At 69.6% G+C, this 19,912-nt stretch carries 18 protein-coding genes, 2 tRNA genes and 1 riboswitch; of the genes, 8 read left to right on the top strand and 12 right to left on the bottom strand.

Features of this window, described 5'->3' with window-relative positions; genetic code table 11:
• Positions 1–33: 33 nt before the first annotated feature.
• Together OG884_RS27305 and OG884_RS27300 are read left to right on the top strand one after the other, a co-directional pair.
• Positions 34–3,087, top strand: a complete 3,054-nt coding sequence (locus OG884_RS27305; RefSeq protein ID WP_326637530.1) for an AAA domain-containing protein — start codon at positions 34–36, stop codon at positions 3,085–3,087.
• Positions 3,088–3,227: 140 nt separating this feature from the next.
• Positions 3,228–3,977, top strand: a complete 750-nt coding sequence (locus OG884_RS27300) for a hypothetical protein (RefSeq protein WP_326637528.1) — start codon at positions 3,228–3,230, stop codon at positions 3,975–3,977.
• An 89-nt stretch (positions 3,978–4,066) separates the two neighbouring features.
• On the opposite strand, the gene OG884_RS27295 is transcribed toward OG884_RS27300, so the two are convergent.
• Entirely contained in the window at positions 4,067–4,570 is a 504-nt protein-coding gene (locus tag OG884_RS27295) for a cellulose binding domain-containing protein (RefSeq protein WP_326637526.1), read from the bottom strand.
• Positions 4,571–5,184: 614 nt separating this feature from the next.
• Here OG884_RS27295 and OG884_RS27290 point away from each other — a divergent pair.
• Genes OG884_RS27290 through OG884_RS27280 form a run of 3 tightly spaced genes read left to right on the top strand, consistent with a single transcriptional unit; the run spans position 5,185 to position 6,226 of the window.
• A complete protein-coding gene (locus OG884_RS27290) occupies positions 5,185–5,463 on the top strand; it encodes a hypothetical protein (RefSeq protein ID WP_326637524.1) in 279 nt (92 codons plus the stop codon).
• Between the two features lie 32 nt (positions 5,464–5,495).
• Entirely contained in the window at positions 5,496–5,738 is a 243-nt protein-coding gene (locus tag OG884_RS27285) for a GntR family transcriptional regulator (RefSeq protein ID WP_326637522.1), read from the top strand.
• Positions 5,739–5,773: 35 nt separating this feature from the next.
• Positions 5,774–6,226, top strand: coding sequence for a GntR family transcriptional regulator (locus OG884_RS27280; RefSeq protein ID WP_326637520.1), 453 nt, complete (start codon positions 5,774–5,776; stop codon positions 6,224–6,226).
• A 46-nt stretch (positions 6,227–6,272) separates the two neighbouring features.
• On the opposite strand, the gene OG884_RS27275 is transcribed toward OG884_RS27280, so the two are convergent.
• Positions 6,273–6,346, bottom strand: a tRNA-Ile gene (locus OG884_RS27275).
• Positions 6,347–6,495: 149 nt separating this feature from the next.
• Between OG884_RS27275 and galK the strand changes: the two genes are divergently transcribed.
• Positions 6,496–7,614 carry a galactokinase gene (gene galK / locus OG884_RS27270; protein ID WP_326637519.1) on the top strand — a complete coding sequence of 373 codons (1,119 nt, stop codon included), beginning with the start codon at positions 6,496–6,498 and terminating at the stop codon, positions 7,612–7,614.
• A 128-nt stretch (positions 7,615–7,742) separates the two neighbouring features.
• Here galK and OG884_RS27265 read toward each other — a convergent pair whose 3' ends face one another.
• Positions 7,743–9,488: a methionine--tRNA ligase gene (locus OG884_RS27265; protein WP_326637518.1), complete on the bottom strand. Its 1,746-nt coding sequence runs from the start codon at positions 9,486–9,488 to the stop codon at positions 7,743–7,745.
• 223 nt (positions 9,489–9,711) lie between these two features.
• Positions 9,712–10,446 (bottom strand): FAD/NAD(P)-binding protein, encoded by a 735-nt coding sequence (locus OG884_RS27260; protein ID WP_326637516.1) that lies wholly within the window; start codon positions 10,444–10,446, stop codon positions 9,712–9,714.
• Positions 10,447–10,595: 149 nt separating this feature from the next.
• Positions 10,596–10,708, bottom strand: a riboswitch (SAM riboswitch).
• Between the two features lie 52 nt (positions 10,709–10,760).
• On the opposite strand from OG884_RS27260, the gene OG884_RS27255 reads away from it, so the two are divergent.
• A complete protein-coding gene (locus OG884_RS27255) occupies positions 10,761–11,282 on the top strand; it encodes a DUF402 domain-containing protein (protein WP_326637512.1) in 522 nt (173 codons plus the stop codon).
• A 276-nt stretch (positions 11,283–11,558) separates the two neighbouring features.
• Here the strand turns inward: OG884_RS27255 and OG884_RS27250 are convergent, their stop codons facing one another.
• The 6 genes from OG884_RS27250 to OG884_RS27225 all read right to left on the bottom strand — a co-directional run bounded on the left by OG884_RS27250 (position 11,559) and on the right by OG884_RS27225 (position 17,266).
• Positions 11,559–12,326 carry an ABC transporter ATP-binding protein gene (locus OG884_RS27250; protein ID WP_326637510.1) on the bottom strand — a complete coding sequence of 256 codons (768 nt, stop codon included), beginning with the start codon at positions 12,324–12,326 and terminating at the stop codon, positions 11,559–11,561.
• The gene (locus OG884_RS27245; RefSeq protein ID WP_326637508.1) at positions 12,323–13,273 is read right to left on the bottom strand and encodes an ABC transporter permease; all 951 of its coding nucleotides are present in this window, start codon (positions 13,271–13,273) and stop codon (positions 12,323–12,325) included. Before OG884_RS27245 ends, OG884_RS27250 begins: the two co-directional genes overlap by 4 nt.
• A gap of 16 nt (positions 13,274–13,289) precedes the next feature.
• Positions 13,290–14,294, bottom strand: a complete 1,005-nt coding sequence (locus tag OG884_RS27240) for an ABC transporter substrate-binding protein (RefSeq protein ID WP_326647011.1) — start codon at positions 14,292–14,294, stop codon at positions 13,290–13,292.
• Positions 14,294–15,469, bottom strand: coding sequence for an agmatinase family protein (locus OG884_RS27235; protein WP_326637506.1), 1,176 nt, complete (start codon positions 15,467–15,469; stop codon positions 14,294–14,296). The genes OG884_RS27240 and OG884_RS27235 overlap by 1 nt, the downstream gene beginning before the upstream one ends.
• A gap of 236 nt (positions 15,470–15,705) precedes the next feature.
• Positions 15,706–16,899 (bottom strand): nitric oxide synthase oxygenase, encoded by a 1,194-nt coding sequence (locus OG884_RS27230; RefSeq protein ID WP_326637504.1) that lies wholly within the window; start codon positions 16,897–16,899, stop codon positions 15,706–15,708.
• 291 nt (positions 16,900–17,190) lie between these two features.
• A tRNA-Asn gene (locus OG884_RS27225) sits at positions 17,191–17,266 on the bottom strand.
• Between the two features lie 173 nt (positions 17,267–17,439).
• On the opposite strand from OG884_RS27225, the gene OG884_RS27220 reads away from it, so the two are divergent.
• Positions 17,440–17,751, top strand: coding sequence for a YtxH domain-containing protein (locus OG884_RS27220; protein WP_326637503.1), 312 nt, complete (start codon positions 17,440–17,442; stop codon positions 17,749–17,751).
• 158 nt (positions 17,752–17,909) lie between these two features.
• On the opposite strand, the gene OG884_RS27215 is transcribed toward OG884_RS27220, so the two are convergent.
• Both OG884_RS27215 and OG884_RS27210 read right to left on the bottom strand, forming a co-directional pair.
• On the bottom strand, positions 17,910–18,371 hold the full coding sequence (locus OG884_RS27215) for a hypothetical protein (RefSeq protein ID WP_326637502.1): 462 nt from the start codon (positions 18,369–18,371) through the stop codon (positions 17,910–17,912).
• A 99-nt stretch (positions 18,372–18,470) separates the two neighbouring features.
• Positions 18,471–19,769 carry an MGH1-like glycoside hydrolase domain-containing protein gene (locus OG884_RS27210; protein ID WP_326637500.1) on the bottom strand — a complete coding sequence of 433 codons (1,299 nt, stop codon included), beginning with the start codon at positions 19,767–19,769 and terminating at the stop codon, positions 18,471–18,473.
• Positions 19,770–19,912: the final 143 nt, after the last annotated feature.

The following is a 19,912-nucleotide window of genomic DNA, read 5'->3' as shown; positions in this document are numbered from 1 at the left end:
GCACGCTGATCTCCTTACCCCAGAGGGAGCGCGATGACAGGCACGCAGCAGAGACCCTTTCCCGTCGACGATCTCTTACGGGCCGTACGCCTGGAGATCACCGCCGAACTCCGCAGCGACGGCGATGGGGAGAAGGTCTCACTGACCGCCGGACGCAGGATCGGAGGCGACGGGGAGATCCAGGAGTACCTGTTCTCCTGCAGAAGCTGGAAGGACTCGTTCTCCGGGGAAAAACTACTCGTCCGGCTCTCACGTTCCCGCGACCTGTGGGTGAGCGCCGAGGCGGTGCGGATGCCCGACGGCAAGGTCACGGTCCGCACTGCGGCCGATCTGAGCAGCCGGCCCGACAACGCTCAGCTGCGCAAGGACGAGTCGGCGGGTATGGAGGCCCTCGCCGAGCGGCTGGAATCCGCCGGTGCGAGCGATGGTCTGGTCAATCTCACCACGGCGGGCTGGATGCTCGGTCAGGGAAGTCCGCGCGTCGACCGCTGTGCCACCCCGGAACGTTTCATCCGGGGGTATCGCGAACGCGAACTCAATCCCCGGCAGCGGCAGGCGATCGAGCAGGCTCTCGACAGCGAGCTCACCTTCATCTGGGGACCACCGGGAACCGGCAAGACCGACGTCGTCGCCTCCATCGTCGAGGGCTGTTACCGGCAGGGGATGCGGGTGCTCTTCGTCGCTCCGACCAAGGTCGCCGTGGACCAGGCGCTGGAGCGGATCTGTGACCTGCTCTCCGGTGAGGAGGGTTTCGACACGGGGCTCGTGCAGCGCGCCGGAGACATCGAACTCGCCTCCCTGGCCACCAGGTTCGGCGACCAGATCAACGCCGGACGGATAGCCGGACGACTTTTCGCCGCCGTGACCGCGAGGATCACCGAAACGCGCGAACTGTTGGACGCGGCGCGTCAGGACCTCGCACTCCACGCCGAGGCCGAGCGCGTCTCAGGCGAACTGCGGGACCTGAGCGCGCGACGCGACGAGGCCGGGCGGCACGCCGCCGCCCTGCGCCGGCAGATCCAGGCCGGGCAGGCCGCCCTCGCCAGGACCGAGCAGCAGATTCACAAGATCGGCACCCCTTCCGGGCTCTTCGCCAAGAAGAAACAGGCCAAGCTCGACGACCTCGGCCGCGTGCACCGGACGCATCGGAACGCCGTCGCCGCGCTCGACCAGCAGCTGCACACCGCGCTGACCGTACAGCGAAACCGTGCCACCGAGGTCGCCAAACGTGAGCCGGAGCTGGCCGTGCTGCACGGTCGGCTGCGGAGAGTTCCCCCGCCCGGTCCTCTTCGAGACGCCGTTGAGAGGCTTCAACGACAACTCAGCGCGTTGGAGCAGGAACAGCAGAAGATCACCGAAGCGGTCCGGAGCAACTGCCGCGTCATGGGCGCCACCGTCGCCAAGGCGGTACAGTCCCGCACGTTGCTCGACTCGATCGACGTGGTGGTCATCGACGAGGCCGGGATGGTGAACACCCCTTCGGCCTGGTGCGCCGCCGGACTCGCCGCCCGGCGGGTCGTCGTCGCCGGTGACTTCCGGCAGCTACCCGCCGTGACCAAGTCCTCCGGCGACCGGGAGGCCTCCCCCGAGGACAGGCAGCACGCTGTGCTCTGGATGGACCGCGATGTCTTCGCCACGGCCGGGCTGGTGGACCCGGTGGGCTCGGCCCGTCAGGACCGGCGGATGGTCTGCCTGGACACGCAGTACCGTATGCGCCCGTCGATCTGCGAGGTGGTCAATGTCGTCGCCTACCCCGACGCGCCCTTGCGCACCGGACGCGGTGACCGCAGCCGTCTCCCGTACTCGCCGCTGATCGACGGCCCGCTGATCCTTGTCGACACCACTCCGCGCCGCCTGCCCAACCCGAAAGGCCGCCGCAACGGGCACAAGACCAACCCGGTGCACGAAGCGGTCATTCATGAGCTTGTCCGAGGCCTGCAGTACGACGAGGTCCTGCCCGCTCGCAAGTGGACGAACCTGGCCGCCGGAGAGCGGCCGGCCGACCGGCTGGCTGTGATCGCTCCGTTCAGAGACCAGGTGAAGGCGCTGCGGAACAGCCTGACCTATCGGTTCGGCGAGAGCTACGAGGGGCTGGTGGACACCGTCCACCGATTCCAGGGCAGCCAGCGCCCTCTTGTGGTGATCGATACCGTGGCCGGGGCGGGCGACAGGCTCGGCTACTTCTACGAGGGCTCGGGCCTGTCATCCTCCACCTGCCGATTACTCAACGTGGCCCTCAGCCGGGCGCAGGACCATCTCGTCGTCGTCGCCGACACCCTGTTCCTGCACGACAACCTCAGTCCGGGCAGTGAGGCCGCACAGATGCTCGCCCACCTGGAGCGCCATGCGCGGTTGCTCTCGGTGGACGAGCTCGTGCCGTTCCGTTGCGCGGCCGACCTGGCCGGGCTGGACAAGGACGAGCTGGCCCGGCCTGCGTTCTTCCCCGCCGACGAGGTGTCCCGCGCCATCGCGTGGGACATCGAACAAGCTCAGCGCAGCATCGAGATCTACTGCGCCTTCCTGGACCCGGTCCCCGTCGGCAGATGGCTGCGGCATCTCACCCCGCGCATCGAAAACGGAGTGCAGGTGACCGTCCACACCCGGGACCAGGCCGACGATCCGCGCAGGCGCGCTCTGGTACGAGACCTTGAGGCCGCCGGTTGCCTGGTCGCGGTACGCGAGCGCATGCATGAGAAGGTCATGATCGTCGACGACACCGTGCTGTGGCACGGCTCGCTCAACCTCCTCGCCAACACCGGCGCCACCGACCTGATGATGCGAATCACCGACCCGTCCTCCTGTCGGCAGGTTCGTCACATCGTCGACCGCGCACGGATGGAACGTCCTGCCCGTACCTGGAAACAGACGTCGCCGGAGCCGGATTCGGCTCCCGATGTCAGAACCGGCGACGTGCTGGACGGACGCCTTTACATACAGGTCCCCTTCGACAAGAAGGACGAGTTCAAACACGCGCTACAGGCCGCCGGGATACGCCCCCAGTGGCACGGGGCGAGGAAGCTGTGGCATGTCGATGCCACCGTCCCACGGCACCTGGTCCAGCGTTGGCTTCCTCCGGCCCGGAACTGACAGTGCCGGCGCACTTGAGCAGCTCGCTGGTGTAGCCATCCAGGTCTCCGCCGTTCCCCCACTTGTCCCCCGAACGAACCCACTGGAAGTCAAACAATGAGACACTCCTCAGCTGCTGCCTGCCCTTACGATCATGTTTCATGATGATTCGCACATTGGCGACCACCGCTGGGGTATTCGTCCTGTTGTTCGCCGGTACGGCCACCGCATCGGCCGGTCCCATCGTCGGGGCTCCCGAGCTGACCCACAACCCGCTCTACAAGCAGGGCAGCCTTCCCACGGTCTCCTGCAAGGTGACCAAGGGCACCACCAAGGCCTCCACCACGAAGTACTTGACCAAGGTCGTCGGCTGCCTGAACTCAGCCTGGCGCAAGACCATCAAGGACTTCGTCCCGGCCGGGGTGAGCATCAAGGCCAAGGTCGAGAACGGTCTCTGCCTCACCGGCCTGCAGGTGTCCGGCTCCTTCGCCGCCTCCTGTTACGGCTCCATTCAGGTGCAACTCGGTTCCGACTGGATCAACGCCAAGTCCGACCAGGCCATGCTCGTCGAGGTCACCCGGGCGTACGCCGGATTCATCCAGGCGCAGACAGGCATCAGCGAGGCCTGGTGGGCGTTGCCGGCCAGCCGGGAGGAGGTAGGTGACGGCGACGAGCAAATGCACCGCTACTACCTGCAGGCCGACTGCCTGGGTGGAATCTCCATGAAGAGCCTGGGACGTTCGGCCAAGAACTGGAAGCCCCTCCTCACCGCCGAGACGCCAAAGGAGTACGCCAGGTTCAACTGGTACGGCAAGCCCGCCAACCGTCTCCACTGGTTCAAGCAGGGCTACGCGTCGAAGAAGCCGGGCGCGTGCAACACCTGGAAGGCCCCCTCCTCAAAGGTCGCCTGATCCGTGCCGGCACGTCTCAGAGGATGAGCACGGCCCCGCCCGGCGGGCGAGTACAGCGGTTGCCGTCGACCTGTGCGTGGGCCGCGGGTTCATGCCCAGGGAGACGGCGTACGAGTGGGCGTCACCGCCATGCCTTCCCTGACATGGTCAATCCGTACCCGAGGTGCTACCGGACGGGGGGCACAGGTCACGACCGGGACAGGGACGGCGGAAGCCCCTCGTTGGATGAAGGTCTGCCGGACCGTGGCGTTCGGCTTCACGGGATTCCACGACCCGTTGCTGTCCACGGTCACATCGGCCCCCGACTGGTCCATCCGGCCGGCCAGATAGATGGTGACCTTCTGGTCGCCCGGCCACGTCCAGGTCAACTGCCACTCGTTGATGGTCGAGGTGCCGGTGTTCCTGATCAATATCTTGACCATGTTGTCGGTCACCCGGGCCCCGTTCTCCCAGTAGGACCAGGAGTTGATCTCCTTGTACGTCGCCGCGCACGTGGGGGCCCCGGCCGTCTCGGCGGTCGCGGCCCCTGGGATCGCGACGACCGTCGGCACCAGAACCACCGCGGCCAGGGCGCCGACCAGTCGACTTCGCATGTTCGAGCTCCTCCATCCGGGTTTACGGAGCTTTCTACTGAATCCTTATAGTTTTGGTCAATAGGTGCGTTGACCAGGTCATACAATCCTTGATTTCTTTACCGAGAGTTGACTCTGGGACCGATCACCTGTTCCCCCCGGTCACGAGATCAACGACCGTACCGAGCCGTCCACGGTTTGCCCTACGTGCATCAGGCCCCGGGTCCGGCCTGGTGCCCCTTGCGAGGGAATCGATGATCTTCGTCGAGCTTGGGCACACATTCGGCACGGTCAGCCGCAAACGATCAGCGACAGCCGGACACGACGAAAGCGCCCCCGACCACGAACCTTCCGTTCTAGTGGTCGTCGCAACACCCCAGCTCGGGGAGTGCGATGGACTTCGAGATCCGCAAGATCCGGTCATCAGTCTCGGACCGTTCGTCAACGCCGTCATCACAAACGGCGACCTCCCCGACTTCCTCAACCGAGTCCGGGCCGCCGCCGAACGCCGCGCCGCCTACGCCCCCGCCAGGCCCAGCCGCCGCCCGTCGTCCCTGAGCAGGCTCCGGCCTCCGACGAGCCCTCGGTGACCCCCGAGGAGCGCGAGGCCGCCATCGCCCGCCGTCCGGGAAGCCTTGGGCAGCTTCCGCGTCCGCAGAGGCGAGAAAGGCCCCGCCCGTGTCCTCCGTCCCCGAGGCGCGGCCCTGGAGGCCCCGCCCGCCGCACAGACCGCCCGCGACTACCTCAACCGCCGAGGCGACTTCGCCGAGTGGATGACCATCGCCCGCGAGAAGCTCGGCGGGGACGCTGTTCGGGATGAGGTGGTCGTCCTAGCGGCCGAACTGGCTCGCGCCTGCGACGGCAAGGGACACTTCGTGCGCTGGGGCGCCCGGTTCCTCGGCCACAAGGACTGACCGGGTTGCCCGCGACGTCCTATCCTGAGTCCATGCCGTACATCGAGGAGCGCGTCTCCACCGTCGAGACCGACATCGCCGAGATCTTGAAAGCGCGCATTGCGGACGGCACCTACCCTGCAGACACCCAACTCCCGTCGCAGCATGAGCTGGTCCGCGAGTTCGAGATCGCCCCGAACACCGCCCAGAAGATCCTCACTCGGCTCCGCGAGGAAGGCATCGCCTACTCAGTGCGTGGACTCGGGACGTTCGTGGCTCCACCGGCCGACCAGTAGTCCAGACGCATGAGAGCCCCGGCGCCGGGGCTCTCATGCGTCTGGACTACTTGGAGCAGGATGTTCACCGGCGACCCGGCAGCAGCGCACAGAGTGCGTACGTAGCCGAGAGGGGGTCAACCAGGTCCACCACTACGTTCAAGATCATGGCCGTTGATCACTTCGACCCGGAACCAAAGTACCGCCAGATCGCCCGGATCACCCGCGAGCAGATCCGCACCGGAGAGCTGGAGCCGATGACGCCGATCCCGAGCGAGGCTCGGATGGTTCAGGTGCACGGTGTCGCCCGGGAGACCGTCCGCCAGGCCGTCCGCTTCTGCGTGAGGAGGGGTGGGTCTTCACGATTCAGGCGCGGGGCACCTTCGCGTCGCCTGCGGATCGGTGGCCTGAGACCCCATGATCAACACGCATGGTCCGGCAATGGTCCACCTGGAGATCATCTCAGAGCCGGACCGGCGATGGTCCGGCAGACCGGCAAGGTCATCTAAGATAGAAACCGCAGGTCAGAAGCCTGATCAGGGCTTTCTACGAGGGTAGGGCGGGCGGGACTCGAACCCGCGACCCAGGGATTATGAGTCCCCTGCTCTAACCAGCTGAGCTACCGCCCCTCGTGCACACCGTACTGCGGCATTCAACCAAACGTGGGCGCTGTTCGCACACTTGCCAGGCGGGACGGTTCAAGATGTGACCTTTGGCGAAACCCGGCTCCAGGGGACTCGCTACCCTGACGGTGGACCTTGTTGAGGAGTGTTGGATCATGCGCGTTATTGACGCTTTCCGGGAGTCGTGCGGAACGGAGCCCGCCGGGGTGTGGCACGCGCCGGGGCGGGTCAACCTGATCGGGGAGCATACCGACTACAACGACGGGTTCGTGCTGCCGTTCGCGGTGCCGTGGGGGGTGACCGCGGCGGCCTCGCCGCGCGAGGACGGGGTGATCCGGCTGCGGTCGTTGCAGGCGGGCGAGCCGGTCACGCTCGCGACGCTCGACGAGGCCGAGAGCTGGGCCCGCTACGTGGCCGGGATGTTCTGGGTGCTCCGCGAGGCCGGGCACCGGGTCGGGGGCGCGGACGTGGTGATCGGCGGGGACGTGCCGCAGGGAGCGGGGCTGTCGTCGAGCGCGGCGCTGGAGGTGGTCGTCGGCACGGCGCTGAACGAGTTGTACGGGCTCGGCCTCACCAAGATGGAGATCGCGCTGGCCGCACAGAAGGCCGAGAACGACTTCGTGGGCATACCGTGCGGGATCATGGACCAGGCGGCCTCGGCGCTCGGCGAAGAGGGGAAGGCCCTGTTCATGGACTGCCGAAGCCTCGGCACCAGGAACATCCCGTTCGACCTGGCGAGCCACGGCCTCCAGTTGCTCATCATCAACACCGGAGTGCACCACGAGCTCGCCGACGGGCAGTACGCCCGCCGCCGCCGTGACTGCGAGAACGCCGCGAAGCACCTGGGCGTCGACGCGCTGCGCGACGTCACCGACCTGGGTGGCGCCCTCGCCAGGCTGAGCGGTGACGAGCGCAGGCGCACCCAGCACGTGGTGACCGAGAACCACCGGGTCGAGGCGGTGATCGGGCTGCTGCGGGCCGGGGCGGTACGGGAGATCGGCGCCCTGCTGAACGCCTCCCACCTGTCGCTGCGCGACCAGTTCGAGGTGTCCTGCGCCGAGTTGGACGTGGCCGTGGAGTCGGCGGTCAGGGGTGGTGCCCGGGGAGCTCGGATGACCGGCGGCGGGTTCGGCGGCTCGGCGATCGCACTGGTCACCGACGAGCGGGTGGAGTCCGTGCGGGAATCCGTTACCCGCGCCTACGCCGAGCGCGGCTGGGCCGCACCGGAGATCTACCCGGCGACTCCGGCAGCGGGAGCCCGTCGTCTGATCTGACCCGCACGCGAGCACATGCCCCCGTGCTCTGCCTCGGCATCGTTCCCCAGTGCGGTGACCGCCGCTCCGGCCAGGCCCGTATCCGTGGATCGCGGACCGCTCAGCCGGGTGAACGTTCCCGGCCGTTGCTAGCCCGCGACTCCCGCGACTCCCGCGACTCCCGCGACTCCCGCGACTCCCGCGGCTCCCGCGGCTCCCGCGGCTCCCGCAACTCCTGCGGCGGGGGCTCGAGCCGGGGCGGGACCCCGGGGGCGGTGGCGGGGGAAGAGCGGGACCGGGTCGGCAAGCCGCTCTCCCCTGCACTGGCCGGCGATCCGCGCCGAGGCGTCCGGGAGGAAGGGGGACAGCAGGTCCGCCAGCTCCCTGCAGGTGGCGACGAGGGTGCCGAGGACCTCGTCGAGCCGGGGCGAGCCCTCGCGAGCGAGGCGCCACGGCTCGGTGCGGTTGACGTACCGGTTGGCCTCCTCGGCGACCGCGTAGACGGCGGCGGTGGCCGCGCGGAAGTCGAACACCTCCAGAGCCTCGATCACCGCGCCTCGGGCATGACCTCTGACCTCGTCCAGAGCCGTCTCACGCTCTTCGGGCACGATTCCGCCCCGGTATCGGTGGACCATGCTGACCACCCGGTTGACGAGGTTGCCCAGCCCGTCGGCCAGTTCGCCGTCGTGGCGGGCGACGAGCCGCCTCGCGGTGAAGTCGACGTCGCCGCACCTGGGCACCTCGCGCAGCAGCCACCACCTGACCGCGTCCACGCCGTACACCTCGACGAGCCCGATCGGGTCGACGGCCGAGAGGTCGGTTCCCACGGGGCCGCCACCGGAGTGGCCGGAGACATCGAGGCCGCCCGGAACACCGGAACCGCCCAAGACTCCAGGGCCGCCCGGAACACCGGAACCGCCCGGGACGTCGAAGGCTCCGGTGGAGACGCCCACACCGCGAGGAGCAGCGGAGGCACCCTGCCCGCCGGCGACACCGTAGCGGGCCGATTTACTGATCTTCCGGCCGTCCACGGTCAGGTAGTCGTGGACCAGGATGTCCGTCGGCGGCAACTCCCCCGCCGACAGCAGCATCGCCGGCCAGTAGACCGCGTGGAAGCGCAGGACGCCCTTGCCGAGCACGTGGATCCGCCGGTCGGCACCGGACCACCAGCGGCCGTGCTCTCCCTTCGCGTAGTCCAGCGCGGTCAGGTAGTTGCCGAGCGCGTCCCACCACACGTAGATCACCTGTCCGGGGTCGCCCGGCACGGGGATGCCCCAGCCACGCGCCCGCGCCTGGGATCGAGAAACGCTGAAGTCGGACAGCCCAGCCGCGATGAAGGTGAGGATCTCGTTGCGGCGCTCGGCGGGCTCGACACGAATGCGGCCGCTGTCGATGAGGCTGTACAGCTCGTCGCGGTAGCGGGACAGGCGGAAGAACCAGTTCTCCTCGGACACGTGCTGGAGGGGGGCGTCGTGCTCGGGGCACTGTTCGTCGGGCGGGTAGAACTGCTCGCAGCCGACGCAGTAGAGGCCCTCGTAGTGCCTGCGGTACAGGTCGGCGGAGCAGGCCCGCCAGAACCGTTCGACGCCGGGCCGGTGCCGGGGGTCGGCGCTGGTACGGATGAAGTCATCAAAGGAGAGCGAGAGCGGTCCCGCCAGCCGGGCGAACTCGGCGGCGTTGCGGTCGACGAGATCCCGTACGGAGATCCCCTCGGCCTCGGCGGCCCGCACGTTCTTGAGCGAGTTGTCGTCGGTGCCCGTCTGAAGCCTGACCTCGTCACCGAGCAGGCGGTGGTGCCTGGCGAGTACGTCTGCCTGGACGAGCTCCAGGGCGAAGCCCAGGTGGGGGCGCGCGTTGATGTACGGGATGGTCGTGGTGAGCAGGATTCGGGACATCGGAACCTCCGCTGAAGCCCGAAAACAGATCGAGGCCCCGTTTCAGGGCCTCGAGAAGACGTCAGGCGACCCCGGTTTCAGGGGGAGAGCATCACCAGGAAAGTCATGTTCTCATGCTAGCGATCCGTTCCCCGGTTCGACATGCGGTTTTCCGCGCTCCGAGCCCGTCCCGGCCTCCGAATCCGCCTCCGGCACGGACCTCGACCTCGACCTCGACCTCGACCTACGGGCTGATGACCGGCGGTCTGGCGTTCATGTCCCCGCTCTGGGAGACCGCCGTGCAGGAACACATCCCCACCGAGGCGATCTCACGGGTGTCCGCGTACGACTGGCTGCTCTCCATCGGGCTGACGCCCCTCGGCATGGCCCTGGCCGGGCCGCTGGCCGGCGCGGTGGGCAGGTAGCGCAGCCCGTCGCGCGCGGCCAGGTCGGCCAGCGCCCGCTCCTCCCCGTTCGGGATCACGTCGCCGTGCCCCTGAGCCAGGATCACCGCGTCGGCCTCGATCGTCCGGCCGTCCTGCAGCAGCACCGCCTGACCGCCGGGGATGTCCGCGAGATCGACGGCGCGGGTGGGGTGCACGTGCACCCGGACCCCGCGCGGTGCGGTCGCCACCGCGTGCCTGAAGACGTGGGAGAGGTAGCCGTTCTGGGCCGGACGGGAGGCGAAGGTGCCGGGGTCCCCGCCGAGCCACTCGGCCAGCGTGGGGCCTGAACGGATCGGCCCCTCACAGCGCACCGACTCATCGGTGAAGAGCGTCACGTCGGCGGCGGCGGAGTTCATCCAGAGCAGGTCGGGCTGGTCACGGCGCCAGACGCGGCCGCCGCCCGGCGGGTGGGGGTCGATCACGTGGACGTCCAGCGAGGGCCAGCCGAGCAGGTCGGCGGCGTTGGCGCAGATGCGCTCCACCAGGCAGGTGCCCGTCGGGCCGGCGCCGACGACGGCGATCGAGGCGCTCATACGGCGGCTCTGCGGTGCCACTGCCCCGGCTCGGCGGGAATCCCGGGGAAGGGGCGGCAGGTGTCGAGGCCGGCGGGGCTCGCCTGGTTCGATGTGCTGATCTTCGACATGTGGCTCTCCCGGGCATGTCTCGGTGACCCCGGTGAGGGGGTCCGCGCTTGCGGCACGCCGACCGTGCCGCCAGGTCTCCCCCGGGGGCACCCCGCCGCGGTGCGAGGGTTGCCGGTCAGCCAGCCGGGGCTCCGCACTGACGCTCGTAACCTACTTATAAAGTAGGAAATACATAGATCTCTGTCAAGCCTTATTGTCGGGGAATGCCCTATGAGACGGTGAATGTGGTCTACCGCAAGTACGACGGATCGCTGCACTGGCACCACCGCGGCCTGCTGCTCGGCGAGGACGAGCACGGGGTATGGACCGGTTGCGTGGCCAATTCCAGCGGTCGCAAGGGGGACGGACCCGAGATCGCCTGGCCTCACCCGTTCGTGATGCTCTTCCCCCACGACGCCTGGTGGACCGCGGCCTTCAACACCGCCCCGCACAAGCACGAGATCTACTGCGACATCTCCACGGTGCCGATATGGGGAGACGGCGAGGTCACCATGATCGACCTGGACCTGGATGTGATCCGGACGCGCCGCGATCTGGCGAGGGGCCGCACCAGCCGGGTCTTCCTGGACGACGAGGACGAGTTCGAGGAGCACAGGGTCAGGTACGCCTACCCGCCCGAGGTCGTCCGGAGCGCCCGCGCCTCGGCCGCCTGGCTGATGGAGGCCGTCGCCGCCCGCACGGCCCCCTTCGACACCGCCCCGCACTGGCTCACCCTGGTCAGCTGAGAGCGCCGTAGCGACTACAGCTGAGAGCGTCGTAGCGACTACAGCGGCGGGAAGCCGGCGACGCCCTCGGCGAAGTCCGGCCGGGTGAAGGAGTCGACCATCGCCTCTCCCTCCCGGAAGCCCTCGGGGCGCTCCCGCACAGGAGCTCCCCATCCGGAGAGCCACAGGAGCTCCCCATCCGGAGAGCCACAGGAGCTCCCCATCCGGAGAGCCACAGGAGCTCCCCGCCCGGAGAGCCACAGGAGCTCCCCGCCCGGAGAGCCACAGAATGTCGTTCTACACCTTTTCCTTCCCAGGTGTCAGCATGTGCGAGCGGACCAGGTCCTCGACGGTGGCGCGCAGGCCCAGGAAGAGGGAGGTCCGCTTGACGGCGAGGGCCCGGTAGGCGGGCAGGTCGATCGGGACCTCGGCGGCGACCCTGCCGGGCCCGCAGGCGAAGACGAGGACCCGCTGGGCGAGCAGGACCGCCTCCTCCACGTCGTGGGTGACCATCAGCACGGTCGTGCCCGTGTCGCGCCACACCTCGCGCAGGAAGAGCTGCATGTCCTCCTTGGTCTGCACGTCCAGCGCCCCGAACGGCTCGTCGAGCAGGAGCACGGCCGGCTCGCACGCCAGCGCCCTGGCGATCGCCACCCGCTGGCGCTGCCCACCGGACAGCTGCCGGGGCAGCGCGTCCGCCAGGGACGACAGCCCGACCTCGCCGAGATACCAGCGAACCCGCCGTTCCCGGTCGGCCCCGGAGATCGGCAGCAGCCGCAGTCCGAAGGCCACGTTCTCGGCGACGGTGAGGAAGGGGAACAGCGCTCCCGACTGGAAGACCAGCCCGCGCTCGGGACCGGGGCCGACGACGGGTGCCCCGCCGAGCGTGATGGAGCCCGCGCTGGCCGGGGAGAGCCCGGCGATCAGCGACAGCAGCGTCGACTTGCCCGAGCCGCTCGCCCCGACCACGCACACGAACTCGCCCGGCTCCATCGACAGGTCGATGCCGTCCAGGACGCGGGTGGTCCCGTAGTCCTTGGCCACGCCGCGCAGCACGAGGGTCATGCCGTCCACCTTCCGAGACGGTCGCGCAGCACGCGCAGCACGACGTCGATCAGCAGGCCGACCACCCCGATCACGATGAGCACCGCGAAGATCTTGTCGGTCTGCAGGAACCGCTGGGCCCGGATGATCCGGTAGCCGAGCCCGGACTCGGCGGCGATCAGCTCGGCCACCACCACGAAGTTCCACGCGGCGGCGGCGTTGATCCGCGCCGCGTCCACCACCGCCGGGAGCGCGTACGGCCAGATCACCTTCCTGAGGATCTCGCCACGCCGGGCGCCCAGGGTGGCTGCCGCCTGGCCGAGCTCGCCCGGCACCCGCCGTACGGCGTCGGCGACCATCAGCGTGTTGAAGAACACCACGCCCAGCAGCAGAATCGCGACCTTGGACGGCTCGCCGAGGCCCAGCCAGATGATCAGCAGGGGAATGAACGCGGCGGCCGGCATGTAGCGGAGCAGGCCGACCGCCGGTTCCAGCAGGGCCAGTGCCACGGCCGAGGTGCCCATCGCGACGCCCACCGGCACCGAGATCGCCACCGCCAGCCCGAACCCGGCCCCGACCCGGCCGAGGCTGGCGAGGGTGTCGTCGAGCAGCAGGCCGGTGCCCAGCATCTCCGCGAACGCCTCCAGGACGGCCAGCGGGGACGGCAGGAAGGTCGGATCGACCAGTTCCGCCATGCTGACGACGGTCCAGAGGGCGAGCGGGACCAGTACCGAGGCCGCCCGCAGACCCCAGCGGGCACGGACGGACACCCCGGAGCTCCGCTTCCAGGCCGGACCCGGCCGGCCCGCGCGCCGGGGCAGCGGCTCCCAGGCTCGCCGCCCCACCTCGGGGGGCGCGACGGACTCCGCGGTCCTCACGCTCATGACTGCCGCGACCTTCCTGGTGGCGAGCAGGGCGAGCTGAACCCGCCCCGGCCACAATCGGTCGTCGCCCGGTGTGCTCTCCATATCGGCGCTCCCGCACTCACGGCTTGAGGCTCCTGACGAACCTTGGCTCGAAAAGACCGTCCAGCGACGGCTCGGTGTCGGCCAGGCCCGACGCGACGAGGAACTTCGCGATCAGGGCGGCCTGGTGGTCGAGGTGGTCGTCGGTGTCGCCGGGCTCGAAGGCGGCCAGGTTGTCGGCCAGGGAGAAGATCGTGGTTCCCGCGTCGTAGCTCGCGTAGTCGGCCTCGTTCACCCCCGCCCGCCTGGCCATGATCGCGGTGGCTTCCGCTCTGTTGGCCGCGATCCACTCCAGGGTCTCGAACCAGGTCTTCACCAGTGCCTGCACCTCCTGCGGCCGCTCGGCGACCAGCGAGCCGGCCACCACCAGGTGGTCGGGGATCGCGCCGGGGAAGTCCTTGGAGGTGGCGATGGCCGTGGAACCCGGCAGCCCCAGGGCGGTGGTGGTGAAGGGCGCGAACACGCCGACCGCGTCCACCTGGCCCGCCTTGAAGGCCGCCGCGGCGGCGTCCGTCGGCAGCGGCTTGAAGGTGACGTCCTTCTCGGTCAGCCCCGCCTTCCGCAGCGCGAGCAGCAGCAGATAGTGGTCGACGGTGCCCTGCTCGGCCGCGACGGTCCTGCCCTTCAGGTCGGCCACCGTGGAGATGCCGGACCTGGCGATGATCTGGTCGTTGCCGGTGGAGTTGTCGTTGACCAGCACGATCGTCTGCTTCGCCCCGCCGGACACCGAGGCGAGGGTGTCGTTGAGCGTCTGGCTGTTGGCGTCGACGTTGCCGGTGGCCAGCGCGGTCAGGCTGTCGGTGTAGCTGTCGAAGTACTTCAGCTCGACCTTGATGCCGTTCTTGGCGAACAGCCCCTTCTCCTGGGCGACCTGCCAGGGGAACCAGCCGGGCCAGGCGGAGAAGCCCAGGGTGAGAGCCTTCTTCTCGCCGGACGCGGCCGGCCCGGCGGACCCGCCGGGGGTGGACGCGCACGCCGCACAGGCGGCGAGCAGGCAGAGCGAGACGAGCAGGCGGCGGAGCATCACGCGGTTCCCTTCCTCTTGGGCAGGTGCCCGGAACGGACCAGGCAGCCGAGGGTGTCGCAGATGACGCGGGCGGCGATCAGCGAGGTGATCTCCGCGTTGTCGTAGGGTGGCGAGCACTCCACGACCTCGATCCCGGCCAGCGGCGCCGCGTCGGCGATGATCTGGATGAACTTCAGGACCTCGCGCGGCAGGAAGCCGCCGGGTTCCGGCCAGCCGGTGCCGGGGACGAACGCGGCGTCCAGGCAGTCGACGTCGAAGGAGAGCCACACGGCCTCGGCGTCCTTCCAGGCGACCTCCAGCGCGCGCTCGGCCGCCGCCTCGATGCCCATCTCCACGCAGTCGGTGACCGTCATGATCGTGGTGCCGCGCTCACGACCGACCTTTACCCCAGGTCGGGGCGCCTGCCACCCGCCGATGCCGATCTGCACCAGGTTCTCCGGCGGCACGTTGGGAATGTCGGTGGCGTGGAACCACGGCGTGGTGTGCATGCGCTCGTCGAGGTCGGTCTCCTGGGTGTCCACGTGCCGGTCGAAGTGGATGATCCCGAGGTTGCCCGACAGGTGCTCGGCCACGCCGCGCACGGTCGGGTAACCGATGGAGTGGTCGCCTCCCAGCACGACCGGGAACGCCCCGCTGGAGTAGACGTGCGAGACGGCCTTGGAGATCTGGTCGAAGGTCTTCTCGATGTTGCCGGGGATGGTGAACACGTCCCCGAGGTCGGCCATCGTGATCGACTCGCGCAGATCCACCCCCAGCTCGAAGCTGTAGGGGCCGTACAGGGCGGAGATCTTCCTGATGCCCTGCGGGCCGAAGCGGGTGCCCGAGCGGTAGGTCGTGCCGCCGTCGAACGGCGCGCCCAGGATCGCCACGTCGTACGCGCCGCAGCGCCGCACGTCCTCGACGTACGGAGCCTTGAGGAAGGTGTTGATCCCGGCGAAGTGCGGCAGTTCTCCGCGGGAGAAGGTCGGGATGCGCCGGTCGACGATGGAGTCGGCGCCCTGCAGGCCCACCTCCAGGGCCCAGGCGACCTCGCGCTCCCAGTTGGTGGTGGGCAGCTCGGCCTCGCGGTCGACGGCGAAGCGGGCCTCGGGACCGTACCTGTCGGGGCCCGAGGGGGCCGCGCCGGAGGGGCCCTGGCGGGCGGGGTCGGAAGCGGACGGGTGCCAGTGCATGGGAGCTCCGATCAGCTCGGACCCCGGCTGGAGGACAGCCGGGATCGGCCGGCCTCCCGGGCTTTTGTCCCGCCGTGGAACGGCCACGCGGCCGCCTGCACCTCTCGGACCAGTCCCGCGCCGTCGCCGTACGGCCTCACGGTCGTGACGCCCGGCGTCGGCGGCGGCGGAACCCTAGATGCGCCCCACCATGCGGTGGGTCACTGCAAGTGCACCGCCGGCACGTTTCCCCTGGATTAACCTCCCGTTGCAGTCCGGTGACCAAGCGCACACCTCAGGGAGTCGGCGTGGTGGACGAAGTTCGGTGACAGCCGCCTGTCCTCGTAGTAGCGGTGGAAGACCGGCGTGGCCGAGGCCGACATGGGCGGCACGATCCAGGTCCAGTCCGCGGGGCAGACCCGGCCTGCCCGCTCCTCGCGCTCCAGGTGGATCAGGAAGTGCCTGGCCTCGGTGTGGTGGTCCGTCATCGTCACCCCCGCCCGCTCGAAGGAGTGCAGGACCGCCACGTTCAGCTCCACCAGCGCCTGGTCCCGCCAGAGCGAGCGGTCGGTGCCGGTGTTCAGCCCCAGGCGCTGTGCGATCAACGGCATCAGGTCGTAGCGGTCGGCGTCGGCCAGGTTGCGGGCGCCGATCTCGGTGCCCATGTACCAGCCGTTGAACGGCGCCGCCCGGTAGCAGACGCCGCCGATCTCCAGGCACATGTTCGAGATGACCGGCACGGCGTGCCAGCGCAGCCCCAGCTGCTCGAACCACGGGTGGTTGGGGTGCGAGAGCGCGACCTCCAGCACGGCGTCGCCGGGGATCTCGGACAGCAGCGGCGGCCTGTTCCCGACCGAGATCGCCAGTGGGAGGACGTCGAAGGGGCTTCCGGGGCCGCCGGGCCAGCCCAGCTCGCGCAGCATCGCGGTGAAGCCGATGTAGCGGGGGTCCCCGACGACCGAACCGTCCGCCGTCGGGTACCCGGCGTATCTGATGAGCTGCTCGTTCCAGATCCGCGGTCCCGGCGCCCCCGGTCGGTCCTGGGGGAACACGGTGATCGTCGGGCGGATCCGGCGGGCGGGCGCCGCGTCCCGCAGGTGGTTCACGCACTCGACGGCGACCCCCTCGGCGGTGGTGACGTGCCGCCGGTCGCGCACCCGCAGCGAGCGCCAGTACAGCCGCCCGATGCATCTGCCGCTGTTGCGCCAGGCCACCCTGGCGCCGAAGATCAGCTCGCCGGTGGTGTGCGTGTACGTTCCCGTGTCGGCGATCTCCCGCCGGATCTCGCGCAGGCGCTCCCGTAGAACCCCCGTGCCGGGATTCTCCGCGTGAAACAGCCTCAGGTAGTCCTCGGCCGCCGCCATCACGTCGACTGGAGGCGTCTCGGGGACCTTGGGGACCTCGTGGGCCGGATCCGGCGCACGCCGCCGGGACCTTCGCCAGGTCAGCACAGAAAAACCACCCATTGTGGCTCACGAGCACGACTACCGTTCCGGGCGGCGTGGTGCCCTGAACGCGGCGGCCCTTCCCCGCTGCGATCGCTGTTGTCCGCGGCGACCGCGCACCGGTTCACTCGCCACGATCGCGGCGACACCGGGCACGGCCTCCCCTATTTTCTGTGATTCACCGTGGTTTGTCCGCCGAATCAGGGCATGGGGGGACGCCAAACCCAGGCGTGAGACGCCAAACCTGGGCGTGAGACGCCAAAAGCCCCGGAAGCTGGGCTTCCGGGGCTTTGACGCTGGCTCCCGCGATAGGACTCGAACCTATAACCTGCCGGTTAACAGCCGGCTGCTCTGCCGATTGAGCTACACGGGATTGCGCTTTGCGCTGGTCGGGCCGGGTGCTCCCCGTTCCTTGCGGCGCAGGAATAGATTAGCGCACTCCATGGGTGTGTGTCGCATCGATACTCCGGGGTAGGTGCGAGACGAGTGGCTATCCGCAGGTGATCACAGGACGGCGGCCGGCGGAACATGGTTGTGGAGGTGGACATGCGTTATCGGTTGATGTTCGGGGTGGGATTCGCGTCCGGCTACATCCTGGGGAGCCGCGCCGGACGGGAGCGTTACGAGCAGATCAAGAGGATGGCCCAGCGGGTCGTCGACAACCCCACCGTGCAGGAGACGGCCGGCCTGATGGGCGCCAAGGTCTCCAGGGCCACCGGTGCGGCGAGGACCAAGGTGGGCGACGCGGCCAGAAACCGGCTGCCGTTCATGCAGTCGGCGAACGGCCGGCACGGCGACGAGCACGACGACACGGGCACCGGCTGGCCGGAGAACCAGAGGACCGACGCACCCCACTGATCCCGCCGGTGCCGCCCGGCCGGCGCCCACGGGCAGCGCGGCCCTCCGGGCACCCACGGGCAGCGCGGCCCTCCGGGCACCCACGGGCAGCGCGGCCCTCCGGCGCGAAAGGCCCCGCCAGGGGCCTTTCGCGTGTCCGGGCACCCCGGCCCCCCGGCTCAGACGCCGAAGCTCCTGCGGGTCTCCTCAAGCGCCTGCTCCGCGAGAGCGCGCAACCCGGCGTCGTCCGGGTCCAGACCCGCGTCGAAGACGAACTCCCAGACCAGCCGGTCGGCGTCGGCCTTCCTCGCCACCAGCCGCACTCCCCCTCGCGCGTCCAGCGGGACGTACTGGTTGACCACGATCGAGGCGGTCACCCGCTCCCGCACGGCCTCGGGGACCCTGCCGGGCTCGGGCAGCAGCGCCCGGTGCGACCGCCCGTCGGTGGTGACGACGGTCAGCCCCTCCTCGTCCCATGCTCCGCGGTCCACCTGGAACCAGGGCAGGCGCTCGCCGCCCAGGTAAAGTGCCCTGTCCGCGGCGATCACGTAGCCGTCCGGGCCTTCGGCATAGGTGAGCACCCGGTCGCCGGGATCGACGGCCCCGCGGACCTCGGCGGGCAGGCGGTGGAAGAGCTTCATCTGAATCCTCACAGCGTGGAGAGCTCGGGCGCGGCGCCCACGAGGAGACGCGGCGCGACCCCCCGCAGGTTCGGTGTCGTGTCCGGCGATGGCCGTACCTCAACACTCCACGGTATCCGCGAGCAGGTCGAGGGTGAGCGCGGCCGACCAGGAGAAGTCCCGGCTGCCTCGCCCACTGCCGTCGAAGGGGTCGAAGCACTCGCGGAAACCCGCCTGCCGTACAAGGCGCAGGGTCTGCGAGCCCAGCACCCGCGCCAGCCCCGCCAGGCCGTGCACCGCCGCCGCCCGCCGCAGCAGCCAGTTGGTGTTCACCCAGGACGGCCCGCGCCAGTAGCAGGACCGGTCGAACTGCGGAGCGCGGATCTCGCAACTCGGCACCGGGTACCCCGCGGCTCCCATGAAGCCCGCCGACTCCAGCACCCCCACCAGCTCCGCGACCCTGTCGGCCGGCAGCCCCTCATCGAGCATCGGCCCGAAACAGCCGACCGTGCGGATGGAGCTGAGCCGCCCCGCGCGCAGGTCACGGGCGTGGAAGACACCGTCGGCCCAGAGCCGGTCCAGCAGCGCCGCGCGGATCCGCTCCACCGCCTCCCGGTGCGGGCCCGCGTCCGCGCCGGCCACGGGGGCCAGCTCGGCGAGAGCCTGGCAGGAGGCGAGCCAGATCCCGTTGAACATCGGGTCCTCGACCGCGAACGGGTGCTCGTCTCTCAGATAGGCCGGATCGTAGCCGGAGTCCCGGTAGCCCAGGACCAGCGCCATGTAGCGGTCGTGTTGGCTGTCGGGATGCCGCTGGGAGGGATCCTCCCGCCGGTAGGCGTGGCGGACCGGGGGCAGCGCCTCCAGCGGGGCGTCCCAGACGGGGCTGTCGTCCATCCCCGACTCCCATGGATGCACGATCGCGGCCAGCCCTCCCCCGCCAAGGTCCCTGGACGTGGCGAGGTAGTCGTGCTGGGCGACCAGCATCGGGTAGATCCGCCGTACGAGGGCCGCGGCCGTGTCACGGTCGACCGCGTGCCTCCACACCCACCACAGGGCCAGCGCGTGCAGCGGCGGCTGCGTCAGCCCGGAGGTGCACACCCCGTTGGGAGAGGCTCGGTGCTCCTTTGAGCGCCAGACCGACGGGCCGGGGAAGTAGACCTCCGCGTGGGCGGGCTGGAAGACGATGTGCGGCACCATCCCGGTGTGCCACTGCCCCGCCAGCAGGCTGAGCAGCTCGGTCCCGGCCCTACGGGTGTCCCAGCGGGCCAGGCCGATCGCGACGAAGGTCGAGTCCCAGTTCCACTGGTGCGGGTAGAGGCCCGGCGCGGGCACGGTCGCGGCCCCCGTCGAGTTCGCGTCGAGCACGGACCACGCCTCGCGCCCGAGCGCGGCATCGTCGACCGCCGCTCGCGACTCCATTCGCCCAGTCTGCGCCTGTATCGGCCAGGAGAACAGTCCAGCGTCGCCCCGGCCTTTCCGAATGCGGGGAAAAGGCCCGCGAAACGATGCGGGAAAAAGGCCGCGAAACGGCGCGGCCCCGGGAACCTGGGTTCCCGGGGCCG

The organism is Streptosporangium sp. NBC_01755 (assembly GCF_035917995.1).
Lineage (GTDB): Bacteria > Actinomycetota > Actinomycetes > Streptosporangiales > Streptosporangiaceae > Streptosporangium.
The sequence above is the reverse complement of the archived record's forward strand: the minus strand, read 5'-3'. Positions and strand labels throughout refer to the sequence as shown.

Coding starts and splice junctions, on each gene's coding strand:
- OG884_RS27235 (WP_326637506.1), bottom strand. CDS start 15,469: ATGCACTGGCACCCGTCCGCTTCCGACCCCGCCCGCCAGGGCCCCTCC.
- OG884_RS27295 (WP_326637526.1), bottom strand. CDS start 4,570: ATGCGAAGTCGACTGGTCGGCGCCCTGGCCGCGGTGGTTCTGGTGCCG.
- OG884_RS27255 (WP_326637512.1), top strand. CDS start 10,761: ATGCCCTATGAGACGGTGAATGTGGTCTACCGCAAGTACGACGGATCG.
- OG884_RS27285 (WP_326637522.1), top strand. CDS start 5,496: ATGCCGTACATCGAGGAGCGCGTCTCCACCGTCGAGACCGACATCGCC.
- OG884_RS27280 (WP_326637520.1), top strand. CDS start 5,774: ATGCGTCTGGACTACTTGGAGCAGGATGTTCACCGGCGACCCGGCAGC.
- OG884_RS27250 (WP_326637510.1), bottom strand. CDS start 12,326: ATGACCCTCGTGCTGCGCGGCGTGGCCAAGGACTACGGGACCACCCGC.
- OG884_RS27240 (WP_326647011.1), bottom strand. CDS start 14,294: ATGCTCCGCCGCCTGCTCGTCTCGCTCTGCCTGCTCGCCGCCTGTGCG.
- OG884_RS27215 (WP_326637502.1), bottom strand. CDS start 18,371: ATGAAGCTCTTCCACCGCCTGCCCGCCGAGGTCCGCGGGGCCGTCGAT.
- OG884_RS27260 (WP_326637516.1), bottom strand. CDS start 10,446: ATGAGCGCCTCGATCGCCGTCGTCGGCGCCGGCCCGACGGGCACCTGC.
- OG884_RS27245 (WP_326637508.1), bottom strand. CDS start 13,273: ATGGAGAGCACACCGGGCGACGACCGATTGTGGCCGGGGCGGGTTCAG.
- OG884_RS27305 (WP_326637530.1), top strand. CDS start 34: ATGACAGGCACGCAGCAGAGACCCTTTCCCGTCGACGATCTCTTACGG.
- OG884_RS27220 (WP_326637503.1), top strand. CDS start 17,440: ATGCGTTATCGGTTGATGTTCGGGGTGGGATTCGCGTCCGGCTACATC.
- galK (WP_326637519.1), top strand. CDS start 6,496: ATGCGCGTTATTGACGCTTTCCGGGAGTCGTGCGGAACGGAGCCCGCC.
- OG884_RS27210 (WP_326637500.1), bottom strand. CDS start 19,769: ATGGAGTCGCGAGCGGCGGTCGACGATGCCGCGCTCGGGCGCGAGGCG.
- OG884_RS27265 (WP_326637518.1), bottom strand. CDS start 9,488: ATGTCCCGAATCCTGCTCACCACGACCATCCCGTACATCAACGCGCGC.
- OG884_RS27300 (WP_326637528.1), top strand. CDS start 3,228: ATGATGATTCGCACATTGGCGACCACCGCTGGGGTATTCGTCCTGTTG.